We start from the raw sequence: 18,254 nt of genomic DNA on the forward strand, positions 1-18,254 counted from the left end.
GAATGCGGATAAAAAAATGGACAGTAGTTATCGGAATATTGATTATTATGGCAGGCTGTTCTTCGACATCCATTACAACAATTGATAGTCAGCAAGAAGGGTTTGAATTATCGGAAGGTGAACCCATATCCTCTCTATTTCAAGAAAAGACCCTCCCTAATATGAAGGGGGTCGCAGAGTCGGATTCTTTACGTTTGTTTGTAGGAGAGGAGACAGGGGATGTAGCAGTAGTTGATAAGTCAACAGGTAAAACGTATTATACAAATCCACCAGAGCGTACTCTCGATACAATAGCCAGCGGTATAAATGCAGAGGTGTTATCGGCACAATTAAGCCTAGACTACTATAATCAGTATGGTCAGTTAAGCACCATTAATTCTTATACAGATAGTGTGGCTTATGAACAGATTAGTTTCCAGAATATTGAAAAGGGAATTCGTATCAATTATCAATTTGGAAATGATAAAAATCCAGCTGAAGATTTACCAATGATGCTAAGTTATGAACGATATAAGGAAATAACGAACCAAATGGATAAAACAGGACAACGTGCCCTTATGATTGGTTATAAGGAAGATAAAGAGAAGCAGGTTTACATTCGAAATGACGATGCCTTGAAGGGACTACAACTTGATCGTGCTCTACAAGCTTTTGAATCCATTGGATATTCGGAAGAGGATTTATTAAAAGATGCTGAAGAACATAATATTACACAGGAACAGACTGGTACACGCGCCTTCCTAGCATCTATTGAATATGTACTAGACCAAGATAGTTTAGTTGTGCGTATTCCGAGTGACTCTATTCAATTCCCAGAAAACTATCCGGTAAATAAGATCACCCCACTTAGTTTCTTTGGTGCAGCAGGTCTAGATGAGGAGGGATCTATATTCATACCAGATGGTTCAGGAGCACTTATCCATTTTAATAATGGAAAAGTAAATTATCCTGCTTACAAACAAGACGTGTTTGGTGTGGATCAGACCATGGAAACAACTAATACTGGGACTGATGAGCAAAATATTAGACTCCCGATTTTCGGGATGATTTATGAAGAAGCGGCCTTTTTAGGTGTAATTGAAGAAGGAGCTGCTGCTGCAACGATCAATGCAGATATTAGTGGTCGATTAAATAGCTATAACTATGTTTATCCAAGCTTTTATGTTGTCAATAAGGATGAAGTAATCCTAGATGCTAATGGACAACGTCGTTCTTTACCTAAATTTCAACGAGAAAAGATGAGCTCAGACTTTGTGATTCGTTATCAGTTTTTACCGTCTGAACAGGCATCCTATCAAGGTTTAGCGCAAGCCTATCAAAGTTATTTACTAGAACATAATCAATTGCTTTCAACAACGATTCAAAACGAGGAAAATAGTCCATTTTATTTGGATTTAGTTGGAGGGATTACACGTCAAAAATATTTACTTGGTGTACCGTACAATGCACTTGAGCCCTTGACTACTTTTGAACAAGCAGAGGAAATACTTGATACACTAGAAAACAAGAGTGTTCAGAATATAAAATTAAATTTATCAGGATGGTTTAATGGTGGTTTGGATCAAAAAATACCGAAAAATGTGAAGGTAGATAAAGTCATAGGGGGGAGCAAAGGACTCAAAGATTTTATTCAGTATATCGATGAGAAAAACGTGGAATTCTATCCAGGAGTATCGCTGACTCAAGCTCACTCTACAAAAGGATTTGACAAAAAAAATAAAGCAGCGCGCAATCTACGGGAGGTCCCTGCTGCCGTATATCCAAGGGATTTAGCACTAGACCAGAGAGATGTAGATAAAAAACCATCTTATCTAGTCAAGCCAGATTTGGTGAAGGAATATACTTCTTCATTTTTAGATGAAGTAGAGTCATACGCATTGCAGGGGATCGCATTAGAAGATCTAACGAATTTGGTTCACAGTGACTTTAATAAAAAACGAAACATTGATCGAATTGAATCGGAACAGATATTGGTTGAATCTATTTCACTCCTGAAAGATTTAGATTATAAGATTATGGCTAATGATGCAAATGCATATGCTTTACCATTCGTTTCACTCATAAAAAATGCACCAATGTCAAATAGTGGATTTAAAATTGAGGATGAAAGCATTCCGTTCTATCAGATGGTATTAAGAGGATATGTGGATTATACGGGAACTCCATATAATTTATCTCCGTATACCAGTGAACGTCAATATGTATTGAAATGTTTAGAATATGGTGCAGGTGTCCATTTTAAATGGATATATAATCCGAACTATTTACTAAAAGAAACAGAACATAATAATCTTTTTGCTGTAAATTATGAATTATGGCTAGATCAATCGATAGAATTGTATCACGAAGTGAATCAATTCTTAAGAAAAGTGCAAGGTGCAGGTCTAGTAAAGCATGAAAAGCTTGCAGATAATGTCTATCAATCAACTTATTCTAACGGATTATATGTAATAGTAAATTATAATGCTACAGAGGTTAAGATTGATGGAAAAACGATTATGCCAGAGGGATATATAATAGGCGGTGACCAAATATGAAAATAGCAAAACGATTTAGTTTTATACCAAAAACCTACAATCAACGAAAAGCGTTATGGGGATTTGTTTTTGTTTTGCCATGGCTATTGGGATTCATTGCATTCTTTTTTGTCCCTTTAGTAAATTCGTTACGATATAGCTTTAGTTCTATTGAAGCAAATGCAAATGGAATGAGTATTAAGTTTATCGGTCTTGAGAATTACATCCAAGCTCTAACCGTAAATACTAGTTTCAACCGGACTTTAGTTGAATCTATTATCGACGTACTTGTCAATGTTCCATTGATTGTTATATTCAGTTTATTTCTTGCGGTATTGTTAAATCAAAGATTTTTTGGGAGGTCGTTAGCTCGGGCAATTTTTTTCCTCCCTGTAATTTTAGCTTCTGGAGTAATTTTTTCATTAGAAAGTACTAGCTTAATTCAAGCTGTTAATGAACAAAATGTAGGGAATTCGGGAGCAATTAATGCATTCGGCAGTTTTGAACTTCAGAAGTTGATGCTAGAGGCAGGAGTAAGTAAGACGATCGTGCTTTATTTAACTGGAGCAGTGGATCGTATCTACGAAATTATAAGTATGTCGGGTGTACAGATTTTAATCTTTTTAGCTGGTATTCAAACCATTTCCCCCCAGTTATATGAAGCATCAAGAATAGAAGGTGCCACAGGCTATGAAGCCTTTTGGAAGATTACATTTCCGATGGTGAGTCCACTAATTCTTGTCAATGTTGTTTATACGGTTATTGATTCGTTCTCACGTAATAACTTAACGACGCTAATTCGTGAAACAGGTTTTAAATCATTTAATTTTGGACTTGGTTCTGCCATGGCCTGGATATATTTTTTATGCATTGCACTGATTCTAGCCATAAGCACTTACATTATTTCGAAACGTGTATTTTATTATGAATAATGCAAGGAGTGTGAAACATGAACTATAATAACTTTACTTCAATAGATAATTGGAAAAAATGGTTATGGACGACAGTCCGTTTCGTTTTGATACTTGGGTTATCCTTTATCATTTTATATCCAATTCTCCAAAAAATATCAACTGCTTTTAAGCATAAGAGTGATCTATACTCACCAAATGTGATATGGATTCCAGAGAATTTTTCAATAGATAATTTTAAAGAAGTTACTAGGGTTATGGATTATTGGGGAACATTGTGGAACACAGTTTCATTATCTTCCATCACCACAATTCTAACCGTAATTTCTTGTGCTTTGGCTGGTTATGGCTTTGCAAGATTGAGATTCAAAGGCAGTAACTTGTTATTTGGTGGTGTTATACTCACGATACTTGTACCGCCAACGACAATCCTTATACCAATCTATATGAACTTAAAAGATTTTACTTTAATGGGAATTATTCCGCTCATTACTGGTAAGTCAGTAAACTTGTTAGATTCATATTGGCCGTTTATTCTGACCTCTATAACTGGAAACTCCTTAAAAGCTGGTTTGTATATTTTTATATTTCGCCAATTTTTTAGAGGAATCCCAAAAGAAATTGAGGAGGCTGCCTATATTGATGGAGCAGGAATTGGAAAAACCTTTACTCGAATTATGATACCAAACGCTCTACCAGCAGTTATTACGACGACTTTATTTTCCTTTGTTTGGCAATGGAACGACAGCTTTTACACCACAACTTATTTAACTTCCAGTAAGGTAATGTCAACACAACTATCGTCTTTACCTTATAATCTGGCCATTCGGTTAGAAGATGATACATCTGGAGTTGATCCATTTTATTTAAGCATGGTTCAAGATACAGGAATATTACTATCCATCTTGCCTCTTATTATCATTTACTTATTTGTCCAGAGGTACTTTGTTGAGAGTATTGAAAGAACGGGAATTGTTGGATAATGCATAGATTATTGATAAAACTGGTTACTGGATTCCTAAAAATCTGGAGAAGCAAACGAATAAGGAGTACCGTAGGATCATCAGTGTTTTTTTAGTATACACAACGAGCACTTTTGTTAGGAGATGAAAGATTGAGTAAAACAACAATTAAAAATCCAATACTCTGGGCGGATATACCAGATGTAGATCCAATCCGAGTTGGAGATACCTATTATATGGTGAGTACAAGTATGCATGTTATGCCGGGCTGCCCGATTATGAAGTCAAAGGATTTACTTAATTGGGAAATTGTTAATTACGTATATGACATTCTGGAGGATAATGATTCGCATAACTTAATGAATGGAAAAAATATATATGGAAAAGGTTCTTGGGCTGCAAGCCTTAGAGAACATAAAGGTTTATATTATGTTTGTTTTTCCAGCAATGATATGCAGCGTTTTTATATTTTTAGAACAGATGATATTGAAAAAGGTAAGTGGCAACGATCAGTGATTAATGGGATATTTCATGATCCTAGCTTACTTTTTGATGAAGAACGTGTTTTTGTTATTTATGGGAATGGTGATATCTTTATTACCGAACTGACAGCAGATGTAACGGGAATTAAACCAGACGGACTAAACCAATTACTTTTAGAAACAAAACGAGAAGGAATTGGTTTACGATGTGAAGGTTGCCATGCTTATAAAATAAACGGTTATTATTATCTACTTTTTATAGAATGGCCCTTACATGGGAATCAAAGGAGAAGAGAGGTTTGCTATCGTTCTACAGAGTTGTTAGGCCCCTATGAACGTAAAATTGTGTTAGATGATAATATGGATTATTGTAATCATGGTGTGGCGCAAGGAGGAATTATTGATACCACAGATCAGAGTTGGTATGCCTTATTATTCCAAGATCACGATGCTGTTGGGAGGATCCCATTTGTTTTGCCCGTAAGATGGGTAAATGACTGGCCTATGATGGGAATAGATGGAAAAGCACCTGAACATTTTGAGGTTGATCTACCTTATACGCCATCTAATCCACTGGTGATAAGTGATGATTTTGATTACAAGGAAAATCAATTAGCTTTAAATTGGCAGTGGAATCATAATCCTGACCACCGCTTTTGGTCAGTTACAGTTAGAGAGGGATTTTTAAGGTTAACAACAGGGAATGTTGTGAATAGTGTGCTAGAGGCACGTAATACACTAACACAGCGTACAGAAGGACCAGCATGTAAAGGGAGTGTGCGTATCGATCTGTCTAATATGAAACCAGGTGATCACGCAGGTTTAATTGCCTTACAAAATACATTTGGTACAGTTGGTATTCAGGTAAATACGAATGGCGAAAAGAACGTAATAATGTGTATAAACAATGGTGAGGGCTTCGAGCAAAGGATAGAAAAAGTTCCGTATGTATATAATTGGATTGATTTAAAAATAGAATTCAATTTCGAAAATAGTCTAGATAAAGCTCACTTTTTTTATTCTATTGATGGAGAAACATGGAACAAAATAGGGTGCACTTTGGAAATGAAATATACGTTAGACCACTTTATGGGGTATCGCATTGGTTTGTTTAATTATGCGAGTCAGGAAACCGGTGGTTACGCAGATTTTGATTATTTCCATTATGAAAAATCGATAGTTGGAAACGATAAGCCAGTAAGGTAGAATAGTCTTAAAGGGAATAGAGTTCCGAAATTTTTGTTTATTTAACTCTCTCTGTGTAAAGGGGCGGAGCTACGCAAGAGGATATTTATTCATAACATAATAAGTACAATGATGGGAAGTACACTTCAGTCATGAAACGAAAATGGCATCACCCACACCACCTTATGTACAAGGGACACTGCTTCATACTTTTCCATGCTTGGGTTGGGAGATTCCTCTCATAATTGTTTTTTGTATACTTTTTATTATAGTGAATGAACATCGAAAATCCTCTGTTGGAATGTTTAAGGAATCACAAGGAAAAGGCACGTAAGTTTAATAGTTATATCGATAGTCAATCTTTTACTACACACATATTGATTAAATGGTATAAAGGAGTATTTTGAGTGAAAACAATTAAAACAAAAGCTATTACAATTACAGATTCCTATGTAAAAAAAGCTCAAGAAAATCTTGTCCATTATCTTTTAAGTATGAAATCGGAAAAATTTTTATTTGAAGTTTTTAAAGTTGCTAAGCTTAAACCTTTAACAAAAGAAGGGTATCAAGGTTGGGAAAGAAGCGACAAAATTAATTTCAGAGGTCATTTCTTTGGACATTATATGTCGGCTTTAGCCTTAGCCTATCATGCAGAGAAAAATAATTCTCTTAAAAAGCAATTACTAGAACAAATGCAAGTTGCAGTAGCAGGTCTTGCCCAGGCCCAGGAAAACTATGCTTTCCATCATCCAGAAAGTGCTGGTTATATTTCAGCTTTTCGGGAGTCAGCACTTGATGAAGTAGAAGGAAAGGTTATTTCACCTGAAGATAAAGAGAATGTACTTGTTCCTTGGTATAATTTGCATAAAATTTTAGCGGGTTTATTAGCTATTCATGAGTCTCTAGAAGGAATAGAAGAAGAAACAAGCCAAGTGGCACTAAAGGTCGCTAGTCGATTTGGCGATTATATTTATCATCGCATGATGAAATTAGCGGATAAAAACAAAATGCTACAAATTGAATATGGCGGGATGAATGATGCGCTCTATCATTTATTTGCATTAACGAGAAAGAAAGAACATATGGTTGCGGCTACTTACTTTGATGAGGATGAGCTATTTAAAAAATTAGCTAAGCGTGAAAATGTCCTACCAGGAAAACATGCTAATACGCAGATTCCGAAATTAGTCGGTGCATTAAAGAGATATCAAGTTTTTCAAGACAAGGATTTTTATTCATTCCTTTCTAATGAAGAAAAAGAAAAACTTACAGTTTATTTTACAGCTGCAAAGAGTTTCTGGGATATTGTCGTGCAAAATCATACATACTGTACGGGCGGAAATAGTCAAAGTGAACATTTTCATGAACCCAATTCGCTTTATTATGATGCAGAGGTTCGTAATGGAGATTGTACCTGTGAAACTTGCAATACTCATAATATGCTAAAGCTAACCCGCAATTTGTACTTTCTCACCGAGGATCCAAAATATTTAGATTACTATGAAAGAACGTATATTAATGCTATTCTAGCTTCGCAAAATCCTGAAAACGGGATGATGATGTACTTTCAACCAATGGGTGCCGGATATAATAAAGTATATAACCGTCCTTATGATGAATTTTGGTGTTGTACAGGAACGGGGGTAGAAAGCTTTGCCAAACTAGCTGATACTTATTATTTTCAAGAGAATGATCATGTTTTAGTTAATCTTTATTTCTCAAATGAAGTAAGTATAACCGATCGAAATATGAAGCTTGTCCAACATTCCGATCGGAAGAATAGTATTTTTACGTTTACGACAAGTTCAATAAGTGGAAATGAAGTGAAGCCAATCTATATAGCATTGCGGATTCCAGCTTGGACAGGAGAATTTGAAGTGCTTCACAATGGTGTGCAAGCGGATTATGAATTAAAAAATGGATTTGCTTATCTAAAACAGCGCGTTGGGAAAAATGAAACCGTCATGATTAAGTTTGCCCCTTACTTGAAAATGGTGTCGACAAAAGATAATTCTAATTATGTAGCGTTTGAATATGGTCCATATGTATTAGCGGGTGGTCTCGGAACTCAAAATATTTCCGCTGATAATCCAAATGGGATTATTGTTCGCGTAGGTACGAAGGACCGTCTCTTGCCCGATACTTTAACAGTGACTGCTGATGATTGGCGGGAAAACTTTACAGAATATATGCAACCGATCGAACAGGAAGATAAGCTTTTAGCTTTTCAAGCGCACAATATTGAAGAGCAAATCACTTTTACTCCGTATTACGAAATGCACGGCGAACGTTATGGGATTTATTTTAAATTAGTAAATGCAGATTCTAAAGCAGCTCAAGATGCGATTAAACAGAAAAAAGAATGGTTGCGAGAACAAGAGCTTATTTTAGCTGAGTTACACAATTTTGATGAAAATAATAGTGAATATGCTAAGAAAATGACTTACAATCAATCTGAGGTAGGTGCATTTTGGGGCAAGCGTTATCGTAAAGCTTTCAAAAATGGGTGGTTTAGCTATGAATTTTCTGTTCATACCCAAGATGATTTTTATTTGCAACTAGATTTTCATCGTGAAGATGCAGGAAAACGTATGGACGTAATTTTGAATGAGCAAGAGACACGGGCAATGATTGTCAGTGATAGTGGGGAAGGTGAATTTATCTCCCAACAAATCTTGTTGGACAAATCTTTGGTTTCGAATGAAGGGAAGATTAAATTAACATTTAAAGCGATTGAAGGGGAAACACCAAGAGTTTTTGGAATTACCTTTTTAAAAAGGCTGAGTTTTGAGAGCAAGATTAAGTTAAAACAAATTGAAGTTACGGCTGGCCAGATTGCACCTCAAGATTTTACTTCTGCCAAATATGAAGTCACCTTAGTAAAAAATGGCGGTTTAATTTTCCATTTGGCAAATGATAGTAGCTTAGTCTACATCGATGATATATTAATTAATGAAACAAAACCACGCCCATTAGCGGACGGCTCCCATACAGTAACGATTTATGCACCTGATCACAGAACAAAACAGGAATATTTATTAAAGGTGACAAATAAGTAATAGTAATCTTATGGATAGTTCAGAAACATATCAGTGCAACTTTAATCAGTGGGGACTTCCATCCCCCACCTATGCTTTTCCGTATTCTAAAGCCTTAAGGTGGGGGATTACTGCCTATTAATGCGGGATAAAATTGAAAACGCTATCAATTTTACGAGAGGAGGGGGAAGGATGGAATCAATTGTGACGATCGAGGGAGTATATAAATCCTTTGGAAATGGAAATAACAAAGTTGATTTATTGGAGAATATTAATCTTTCGATTGAAACATATCAATTAGTTGCCTTCCGTGGGAGATCTGGTTCTGGAAAAACAACCTTATTAAATTTGATTGGGGCACTCGACTATCCCACTGCAGGAGAAATCTATATAGGAGGTGAATCGATTGGGACACTCAATGAAAAACAACGTTCCAAGCTGCGGCAGGAGAAAATGGGCTTTGTTTTTCAATCATATGGTTTAGTTCCCTTTATGACAGTGGAGGAAAATATTGCATTTGGTTTACGAATCACGCAAACTTCGCGAGGACTGTGGCAAGCAAAAATAAAAGAGGTCCTTGACATCGTAGGGCTATATAAAAGAAGAAAGCATTACCCATATGAGCTTTCGGGGGGAGAACAGCAAAGGGTTGCGATTGCTCGAGCAATTGCGATAGACCCCATGTTGATCTTAGCTGATGAACCAACAGCAGAGCTAGATAGTCAAACAGGTTTTCGTATCATAGACATCTTTCAAGAATTGGTAAAAAGCCAAAAGGCGACAATCATTATGACTTCTCATGACCCTGTTATTTTAGAGATGATTGAACATGTTTATACATTGGAGGATCGAAACATTGTCTATCAAAAAAATGAGAATATTGTATAGAAATAATCGGGTTTCATTCAATACTTCATTCATCACTTTGCTGCTTATTCTTCTAAGTGGCTGTACGTTCTTGCCGAAGGAGGAAGCCGTTCTCGCACCTCCCCTAACCGAACCCGCCCAACTGGATTATAAAACGGTAGAGGTTAAAAAGGGAGAAATCATCAAAAGTGTGAAGGGATTGGGAACAATGGTCCCTAAAAATAATGTTGATTTGTTTTATAAAAAGGAGGGCGGGCGGCTTAAGGAAATTAAGGTTCATAATGGAGACGCTATTAAAGAGGGACAAGTTTTAGCTGTATTAGATACTGGCGGACTTGCCTATGACATTGAGCAAGCCAGATTGGAACTACAAAAGGCGGAAATTCGCTTGCAGCAAGTAAGGGCGCAAGAAGGGGGGAGTACATACGATATTCAACTAGCGGAGTTAGATGTTCAAGCAGGGAAAAATCATCTAGCCCGGTTGAATAATGAAATGGCAGAAGCAACAATCACCTCCCCCATCAATGGTGTTGTAACATTTGTCGCTGAACTGAATCAGGGAGCCGTGGTCCCAGCCTATGAATCTATTTTTCAAGTAGCAGAGGTCACTGATCTTAAGCTACAATATTCGGCGAATAAAGCAGCGGATTTATCTGATGTGGAGATCGGAATGAAGGTTACTCTAGAGATTGATGGTGAAAAAGTGAGCGGGGAAGTGGTCCAAACCCCTAAAACGGTTCCGTCTGATGTTTCACAAAAGGATCCTGAGTTCTATGGAAGAACAGTGATGATCGACATAAAGAAGATGCCGAAAGATAGTAAAGTTGGAGATATGATAGATTTTGAGATCATTACAGCGAAGCAAAAAGATACGCTCATTATTCCCAAAAATGCACTTCGTTCGATTACCGGACGAAATTATGTGCAGTTGATCGAAGGAAACACAAAAAGAGAAGTAGATATTCAAACAGGAATTGTTACCTCTACTGAAGTAGAAGTGTTAAAGGGACTTGAAGAAGGCGATCAGATTATCACGAAGTAGAGGGGGGAATAAGCTATGGCCATATTGAAGTTAATTATAAACAAAATGTTGAATAATCGCTGGTTAACAGGAAGCTTATTCCTTGGTCTACTGATTACGGTGTCTCTTGTAGCAAGTATCCCAATTTATACATCTGGTGTCATGCAAAAATTGTTGATTAAGGAATTGGAAGATCATCAGGTGAAAACGGGGGAATTTCCTGGCATCTTTACTTTTACAGATTCCTTTGCGACACCTGGTGTTGACAAGCCATCTCAAGCTTTTTTAAAAGCTGAACAGGTTAACGCAGATCTTACAGCACAAGTTGGATTACCTATTTTGGCTAAAAATGTTACATTTGGCACGATCGCTTTAAAAACGATGTATGAAGATGAGGAAAAGCGTGCAGAGGAAAAAGAGCAAAGAGATGGGAAATTGATGATGATCACAGGGCTTGAGGATGAAATTGAGCTAGTGGACGGCAGGCTTCCACAGGCTGAACCTGTTGATGGGATCATCGAAGCACTTGTGACAGAAGAAGCCCTTTTAAAACGAAATATGGTACTTGGCTCAACTTTTATAATGTCCAGGGCAGATCTGGATTTGGAGTATGTAGTGAAACCAGTGGGCGTTTTTCAGACAAAAGAGATAGAAAGTCTTTATTGGACCTTGGTTTCTAATAATATGAGTGAGGATTTTATCGTTTCGGAAAAATGGTTTCGCAATGAAATTTTACAAAATCATGAGGATGCTTTATGGTTTGCCCGATTCAATACGGCTTTTGATTACCATCAAATCACCCCTCTAGATTTTCCAGCTTTGTTACAATTGCCAGGGAAGATGAAGCGAGAAATAAGCGGGGGCAAAGAAACCAATATGCTGATTGACTTTCCTATTAATGGCATCTTGAAGACGTATGATCAAAAAGGAAAACAAATGACGACAATGCTATGGTCGCTTAACGTTCCTGTATTGATTATGCTTGCCATTTATTTGTTTATGATTTCGCGCTTAATTATAGAGCGGCAACTGAATGAAATTGCGGTTTTCTTTAGCCGTGGGGCGAGTCGTTTGCAAATTGTGTTCATTTATTTTATCGAAGTAGCCATCTTAGGGGGGCTCGCTCTTCTACTCGGACCCATAATTGCCTTACAATTATGTAAAATATTAGGGGCTTCCAATGGCTTTTTAGAATTTGTGCAAAGATCTACTCTACCTGTCGAACTTTCTGGAGATGCGTTTCTCTATGCATTATGGACAGTACTCGCTTCAATTGTGATGGTGATGATTCCGGTCATCCATGCTTCAGGGAGTAGTATTGTCAGCCATAAGCAAGGAAAAGTACGCCACCAAGGGAAAATGCAATGGTCATTGGCAATTCTAGAATTGGCTCTGTTAGGAGTCGCAATCTATGGGTTGGTAACGTTTAATAAAAGACAGAAAGAATTGCTTACGTTCAATATTGAAAGTGCTGATGTATCGATTGATCCTGTGCTATTCTTTTTGCCGGCTCTCTTTATTGTCGGGTTTGGATTAGTCGTCTTACGGGTGTATCCATGGATTATGAAGGTGATTTTTAAATTAGGAGAACGGTTTTGGCCATTACCACTTTATAGTACCCTTCTACAAGTAAGTCGTTCCTCCAAACAGTATAAATTTTTAATGCTCTTTTTAGTGATGACGATTGGAATGGGGGTCTTTAGTGCAAGTGCGGCCAGAACGATTAATACGAATTTGGAAGAACAGTTGCTCTATGAGCAGGGAGCAGAAATCCGTATGCAAGTGAGGTGGCAAGATAATTTACCACCCCCTAATGCAATGGGCTATCCAACTCCAGGAGCTGAAGAAACAGATGAAGAAAAGTCTGCGGAACTAGAGGAACAAGAAGTTGTTTATACCGAACCACCATTTGAACCGATTGCAAAGTTAAAACATGTGGATCAAACAGCAAAGGTTTTCCAAAAAGAGGAATTAACCGTGTCAGTGGATGAGGAAAAGAACATCTCATACGGACAATTAATGGCAATCGAGACGAAGGACTTTGGAGAAACGGTTTGGTTTAAAGACTCACTTTTACCGTATCATTGGTACCATTATCTGAATCTGCTGGCAGAAGAACCGAGTGCAGTCCTTGTTTCAAGGGAGACGGCAAAAGCCTTAAACTTACAAAAAGGGGACGAAATTTCTTTACAATGGCAAGGATCAGATACAGGGGAATTTATTGTCTATGAGATTATCGATTATTGGCCTACTTTTAATCCATTGGAAAAAATAGATGAAGAGGAAGAACAGGTAGGTGCTTTGGTTGTCGCCAACCTCTCCTATGTACAGACGATGCTTGGTTTGGAACCTTACGAGGTATGGATGAAAGCAAAGCCAGGCTCCTCGCGTGCTGAGTTGTATAAAGAGATCGAAGAAGCGGACATTGCGGTGGCAGCAATGAGTGATGTTGTTCCACAAATAACTGAATTAAAAAATAGTGCTTTATTGCTTGGTGTGAATGGAATGATGACGATGGGTTTTTTGATCTCCTTACTGATTTCCTTTATTGGCTTCCTGCTTTATTGGATCTTAACGATTAAAGCGCGAACATTGCAATATGGCATTTATCGAGCGATGGGAATTTCCATGCCGAAATTAATGGGGATTTTAATCTCGGAGCAGGTTTTCACATCAGGGGCAGCATGTGGGCTTGGTGTTCTAGTTGGCGGAATAACGAGCATGCTCTATGTTCCCCTCTTTAAAATATCTTTAAACATTGATCAATTAATGCCACCCTTTTCCGTCATTTCAGATGCAAGTGATGAGGCGAAGATTTATCTATTTTCCGCCCTCATGCTTCTCGTTGGATCAGCAGTTCTAATCGGATTTTTACGAAAAATAAAAATTGATCAAGCGATCAAGCTAGGTGAGGATTAATATGATACAGTGCGAAAATTTGATGAAAATTTATAAAATTGATGAGGAACATGAAGTCATCGCCTTGCAAGGGTTGGATTTGCAAATAGAGAAAGGCGAAATGATGGGGATTATTGGCAGTAGTGGTAGTGGGAAGTCCACCCTTTTGAATATGCTTGGTGGACTGGATCGCCCGACCGCTGGTAAATTGATCGTCGATGGTAAAAATTTGTTGCGCTTATCTGATCGGGAGCTTGTGAAATATAAGTTAGAAACGGTCGGATTTGTTTGGCAAAATAATGCAAGAAATTTAATTCCGTATTTATCAGCGGTGGAAAACGTGGAAATGCCGATGTTACTTAAAGGGAGCCACAAACGATCGCGGGCCAAAGAATTATTAGAAATGGTCGGCTTAGGCAATCGGCTTAAAAGTAAATTAGGCTCCCTTTCAGGAGGCGAACAGCAACGAGTCGCGATTGCGATTGCTCTCGCCAATCAACCCAGTCTTATTCTGGCAGATGAACCAACCGGAAGTGTGGATGGGAAAGCAGCCGATATGATTTTAGATGTATTGCATCATTTGAACCGGGAATTAGGCGTGACCATCGTGATTGTCACTCATGATCCCCAACTTAAACGTAAAATGGATCGGATTGTTGCCATTCGTGACGGAAAAACTTCAAGTGAAATTTTGCGTCGTTCCCAATTGCTTCATCAAGATCAAGTAGTGAAGGAAGACACGCAAGGAGAAACTCATGTCGAATTAGCTGTTTTAGATAGTGCGCGACGAATTCAAATTCCCGAAGAATATTTAAAGGCAATCGGGATTACGAACACTAACAAAGTTCATCTCAAAATGGAAGACGAAAAAATTATTATTGCCAATCCTAGTAATTGAATTAAAAAGCATAAGAGGATCATGATCCGATCTTGATCAGAGCAGCGGAATCAAAAACAGGCCTGAGACCACTAGATCGGGACTTGGGCCTGTTTTCACATTCATCCATGATGAATCTAGGAAACGATGATCATTGATGCCTTCTGATGAGGTTTAAATTATTACTGAATGGCTTTCGTTGATTCACGAATAATTAATTCGGGTTCATACGTCACATTCGGTTTTTCAAATGTATCTGGGTGTTCAATTGCCTCGACAATCCACTTTGCAGCATCAAAACCTAATTGGGCTTTCGGGTGGTTAATCGAAGTGATTTTCACCTCTGACGCTTCTGCCAGCGCAGAATTATCATAACCAACGATGGAAATGTCATCGGGGACCCGATACCCTTTTGCCTTTAAAATATGAATAATTTTTAAAGCAATTTCATCATTATAACAAACAATGCCTGTTGGAGTTTGTTCGGGAACGGCCAGCAGTTTTTCGATTTTTTCATGAAAAACATTTGGTAAATCTTCGGTTGTATAGGAAATAACCGTATCATTTTGAAATGGGATTCGATGATTGCGGAAGGCATTGATAAACCCCTTCATTCGGTAAATCCCTTGTAAGTCATCTGTTTTAAAAATCCCGATGATTTTATTATGACCAAGCTCAATTAAATGTTCTGTTGCCAATAATCCCCCTTTTTCGTCATCCATTAAAATATAGGGGGGATTTAATTGGGAATAATACTGGTTAATCATTAAATAAGGAATGTTTCTTTGTTCCAACTCCAAGTAATAAGGAATATTGGGGTTATAGCCACTACTTTTTGTTGGTTCAATAATGAGTCCATCCACATTCCGCTCCAACATCGCTTCTAAACATTGCTTTTCTTTTTCCACTTCATTATTTGTACTGGAAATGAATAAGGAATAGCCTTTCGATGTGAGATAAGATTCCATTCCCCTTATAATCGATGGAAAAATATAATCAGAGATGTAAGTCGTAATAATGCCGATATTCTTACCCGAAGTCGTTGGTTTGGGAAGGGAGGGAGAAAGAGTCTCAGGTTGTTCTGCAATAAATGTGCCTGCCCCTTGCTCTCGATATAGTAAGCCTTCATGAACAAGTTCCCCAATCGCTTGCCTGATTGTATGTCTGCTCACTTGGAACATTTTAGAGAGTTCATTCTCGGAATAAATTTTATCTCCTGGTTTGACCTTTCCTGTTTGTATCCACTCTTTAATTTTATTAATCACCATTATATATTTTGCGGGTTGTGCCATAAAATCCCTGCCTCCATGCTTTTCTTCCGTCCCTTCCCCATTAATAGGAGGAAACGATATGTAAAATCAGTTGGTATAGATTGTACTGACAATTTTTAATGTTTATTTTGCACTTAATGCAATCCATTCACGAACTACATGAAATTAAAGTATCATAAATGAATCAAAAATGGAAGTTAATATATCACCTGATGCATACAAGTACAAAAGATAAAGCAAAAATTTAGCTTTGGTATTGAAAAATTTACAAGACATGATAGAATGTTTATTAAGTTATACGTACAAGTGTTGTAAGCATAAAAAGAATATCAAGACAATGACGACTTGTACCCATTTAAGCAAAAATATAATTTTGAATGTAAGGGTGAGGAGATTGGCAAAATATTCGATTGGTGTAGATTATGGGACCCAATCTGGTCGAGCGGTTCTAGTTGAAATTGGCTCTGGTCGTGAGATTGCGACTTCCGTTAAAGAATATACCCATGGTGTAATGGACGAATTTTTACCGGGGAATAAGATAAGGCTTGAAGACGATTGGGCATTGCAACATCCAAACGATTATTTAGAAGTGTTGCAGGTGACAATCCCAGCTGTGTTAACAAAAGCGAATGTTGCAGCAGAAGATGTGATCGGCATCGGGATTGATTTTACGGCTTGTACGGTCCTACCTGTCAAAGCGGATGGCACACCTCTCTGTATGTTAGAAGAATATAAAGAGCACCCGCATAGCTATGTAAAATTGTGGAAGCATCATGCAGCACAGGATGAAGCGAATCGTTTAAATAAGATCGCTGAAGAACGTGGAGAGGACTTTCTAAAACGATATGGTGGGAAAATTTCTTCTGAATGGATGATTCCGAAAGTTTGGCAGATTTTAAATGAGGCTCCTGAAATTTATGAAGAGGCAGATCAAATTGTGGAGGCAACGGATTGGGTGATTTCACGGTTGACCGGCGAAATTAAAAGGAATAGTTGTACGGCCGGATATAAAGCGATTTGGCATAAGCAGAAAGGCTATCCTTCGAAAGAATTTTTCAAAGCGTTAGATCCGCGCCTAGAAAATGTGGTCGAAGAGAAATTATCCAATGATATTTATTCAATCGGATCAAAGGCTGGAGAAATCACGGCTGAAGCGGCTGCTTTGACTGGACTTAAACAAGGAACAGCTGTTGCAATAGCAAATGTCGATGCTCATGTTTCCATCCCCGCTGTTGGCATTACAGAACCTGGTAAACTATTAATGATTATGGGAACAAGTACTTGTCATATTTTACTAGGGGAAGAGGAAAAGATTGTCCCTGGTATGTGCGGAGTTGTAGAAGATGGGGTATTGCCAGGATTAATGGGGTATGAAGCAGGGCAATCCTGTGTTGGGGACCACTTTGAATGGTTCACTGAAAATTGCGTCCCAGCGGCCTATGACGAAGAAGCGAATGAAAAGGGAATAAACATTCATCAGTTGCTAACTGAGAAAGCTAGTAAACTACGACCTGGTGAAAGCGGTCTTCTGGCGCTAGATTGGTGGAATGGGAATCGCTCTACACTTGTGGATGTCGATTTAACAGGCGTATTGCTAGGAGCAACACTTTTAACAAAGCCAGAGGAAATCTATCGTGCCCTTATTGAAGCAACTGCCTATGGAACACGGACAATTGTAGAGGCATTCCGTAACAGTGGTGTCCCAGTAAACGAAATTTATGCTTGTGGCGGGATTGCCGAGAAGAATGCTTTGATGATGCAAATTTATGCAGATGTGTTGAATACTGAAATTAAAATCTCTGCCTCTTCGCAAACCCCTGCATTAGGTTCAGCGATGTTTGGTGCAGTCGCAGCCGGAAAAGATCGCGGCGGCTATGAAAATATCACCGATGCCGCTAAGGAAATGGGTGGAGTAAAAGAGGAAACATTTAAACCAAATCCTGATAGTGTAAGAGTTTATGAACAGCTTTATGCGGAATATGAAACGTTATACAACTATTTTGGCCGTGGTGAAAATGATGTGATGAAGCGACTTAAAAATATTAAAAAGCAAAGTCTCTAATTGGACGTTCAAAAAGTCCGGTAAAAATGACACTGCGAATTTCTTCGTTGGCTTGCTTCTCCGCTGCTCATGTATCAGGATAATGATCTTCTGCTAAATTCGCCCACGTCCTGTGGGCAACGCAGAAGTCAGTACATCCTGTACAAGTCAGCTGCTCGAAGCTG

Annotated in this window: 11 protein-coding genes; 10 read left to right on the plus strand and 1 reads right to left on the minus strand. The window is 38.0% G+C overall.

Translation table 11 applies throughout. The features are described 5' to 3' along the window. Positions 1 to 2: 2 nt before the first annotated feature. The 9 genes from KI363_RS01960 (at position 3) to KI363_RS02000 (ending at position 14,778) form a co-directional block, all read left to right on the plus strand. Entirely contained in the window at positions 3 to 2,537 is a 2,535-nt protein-coding gene (locus KI363_RS01960; RefSeq protein WP_212965197.1) for a DUF5696 domain-containing protein, read from the plus strand. After that, complete coding sequence (locus KI363_RS01965; protein WP_158322264.1) at positions 2,534 to 3,448, plus strand: carbohydrate ABC transporter permease; 915 nt, start codon at positions 2,534 to 2,536, stop codon at positions 3,446 to 3,448. Before KI363_RS01960 ends, KI363_RS01965 begins: the two co-directional genes overlap by 4 nt. Positions 3,449 to 3,465: 17 nt before the next feature. Further along, positions 3,466 to 4,410: a carbohydrate ABC transporter permease gene (locus KI363_RS01970; RefSeq protein WP_158322263.1), complete on the plus strand. Its 945-nt coding sequence runs from the start codon at positions 3,466 to 3,468 to the stop codon at positions 4,408 to 4,410. A gap of 131 nt (positions 4,411 to 4,541) precedes the next feature. Beyond that, positions 4,542 to 6,077 carry a glycoside hydrolase family 43 protein gene (locus KI363_RS01975; RefSeq protein ID WP_212965199.1) on the plus strand — a complete coding sequence of 512 codons (1,536 nt, stop codon included), beginning with the start codon at positions 4,542 to 4,544 and terminating at the stop codon, positions 6,075 to 6,077. A gap of 386 nt (positions 6,078 to 6,463) precedes the next feature. Further along, a complete protein-coding gene (locus KI363_RS01980) occupies positions 6,464 to 9,115 on the plus strand; it encodes a glycoside hydrolase family 127 protein (RefSeq protein ID WP_212965201.1) in 2,652 nt (883 codons plus the stop codon). A gap of 171 nt (positions 9,116 to 9,286) precedes the next feature. After that, the gene (locus KI363_RS01985) at positions 9,287 to 9,982 is read left to right on the plus strand and encodes an ABC transporter ATP-binding protein (RefSeq protein ID WP_212965203.1); all 696 of its coding nucleotides are present in this window, start codon (positions 9,287 to 9,289) and stop codon (positions 9,980 to 9,982) included. Then, complete coding sequence (locus KI363_RS01990) at positions 9,951 to 11,003, plus strand: efflux RND transporter periplasmic adaptor subunit (RefSeq protein WP_191967457.1); 1,053 nt, start codon at positions 9,951 to 9,953, stop codon at positions 11,001 to 11,003. Before KI363_RS01985 ends, KI363_RS01990 begins: the two co-directional genes overlap by 32 nt. Before the next feature lie 15 nt (positions 11,004 to 11,018). Beyond that, positions 11,019 to 13,901 (plus strand): ABC transporter permease, encoded by a 2,883-nt coding sequence (locus KI363_RS01995; protein WP_212965205.1) that lies wholly within the window; start codon positions 11,019 to 11,021, stop codon positions 13,899 to 13,901. A gap of 1 nt (position 13,902) precedes the next feature. Beyond that, positions 13,903 to 14,778, plus strand: a complete 876-nt coding sequence (locus KI363_RS02000) for an ABC transporter ATP-binding protein (protein WP_212965207.1) — start codon at positions 13,903 to 13,905, stop codon at positions 14,776 to 14,778. 161 nt (positions 14,779 to 14,939) lie between these two features. Here KI363_RS02000 and KI363_RS02005 read toward each other — a convergent pair whose 3' ends face one another. Then, positions 14,940 to 16,049 (minus strand): GntR family transcriptional regulator, encoded by a 1,110-nt coding sequence (locus tag KI363_RS02005; protein ID WP_212965209.1) that lies wholly within the window; start codon positions 16,047 to 16,049, stop codon positions 14,940 to 14,942. 316 nt (positions 16,050 to 16,365) lie between these two features. On the opposite strand from KI363_RS02005, the gene araB reads away from it, so the two are divergent. Then, complete coding sequence (gene araB / locus KI363_RS02010) at positions 16,366 to 18,090, plus strand: ribulokinase (protein WP_212965211.1); 1,725 nt, start codon at positions 16,366 to 16,368, stop codon at positions 18,088 to 18,090. Positions 18,091 to 18,254 lie beyond the last annotated feature (164 nt).

This window comes from Lederbergia ruris (assembly GCF_018332955.1).
Taxonomy (GTDB): Bacteria; Bacillota; Bacilli; order Bacillales; family Bacillaceae_C; genus Lederbergia; species Lederbergia ruris.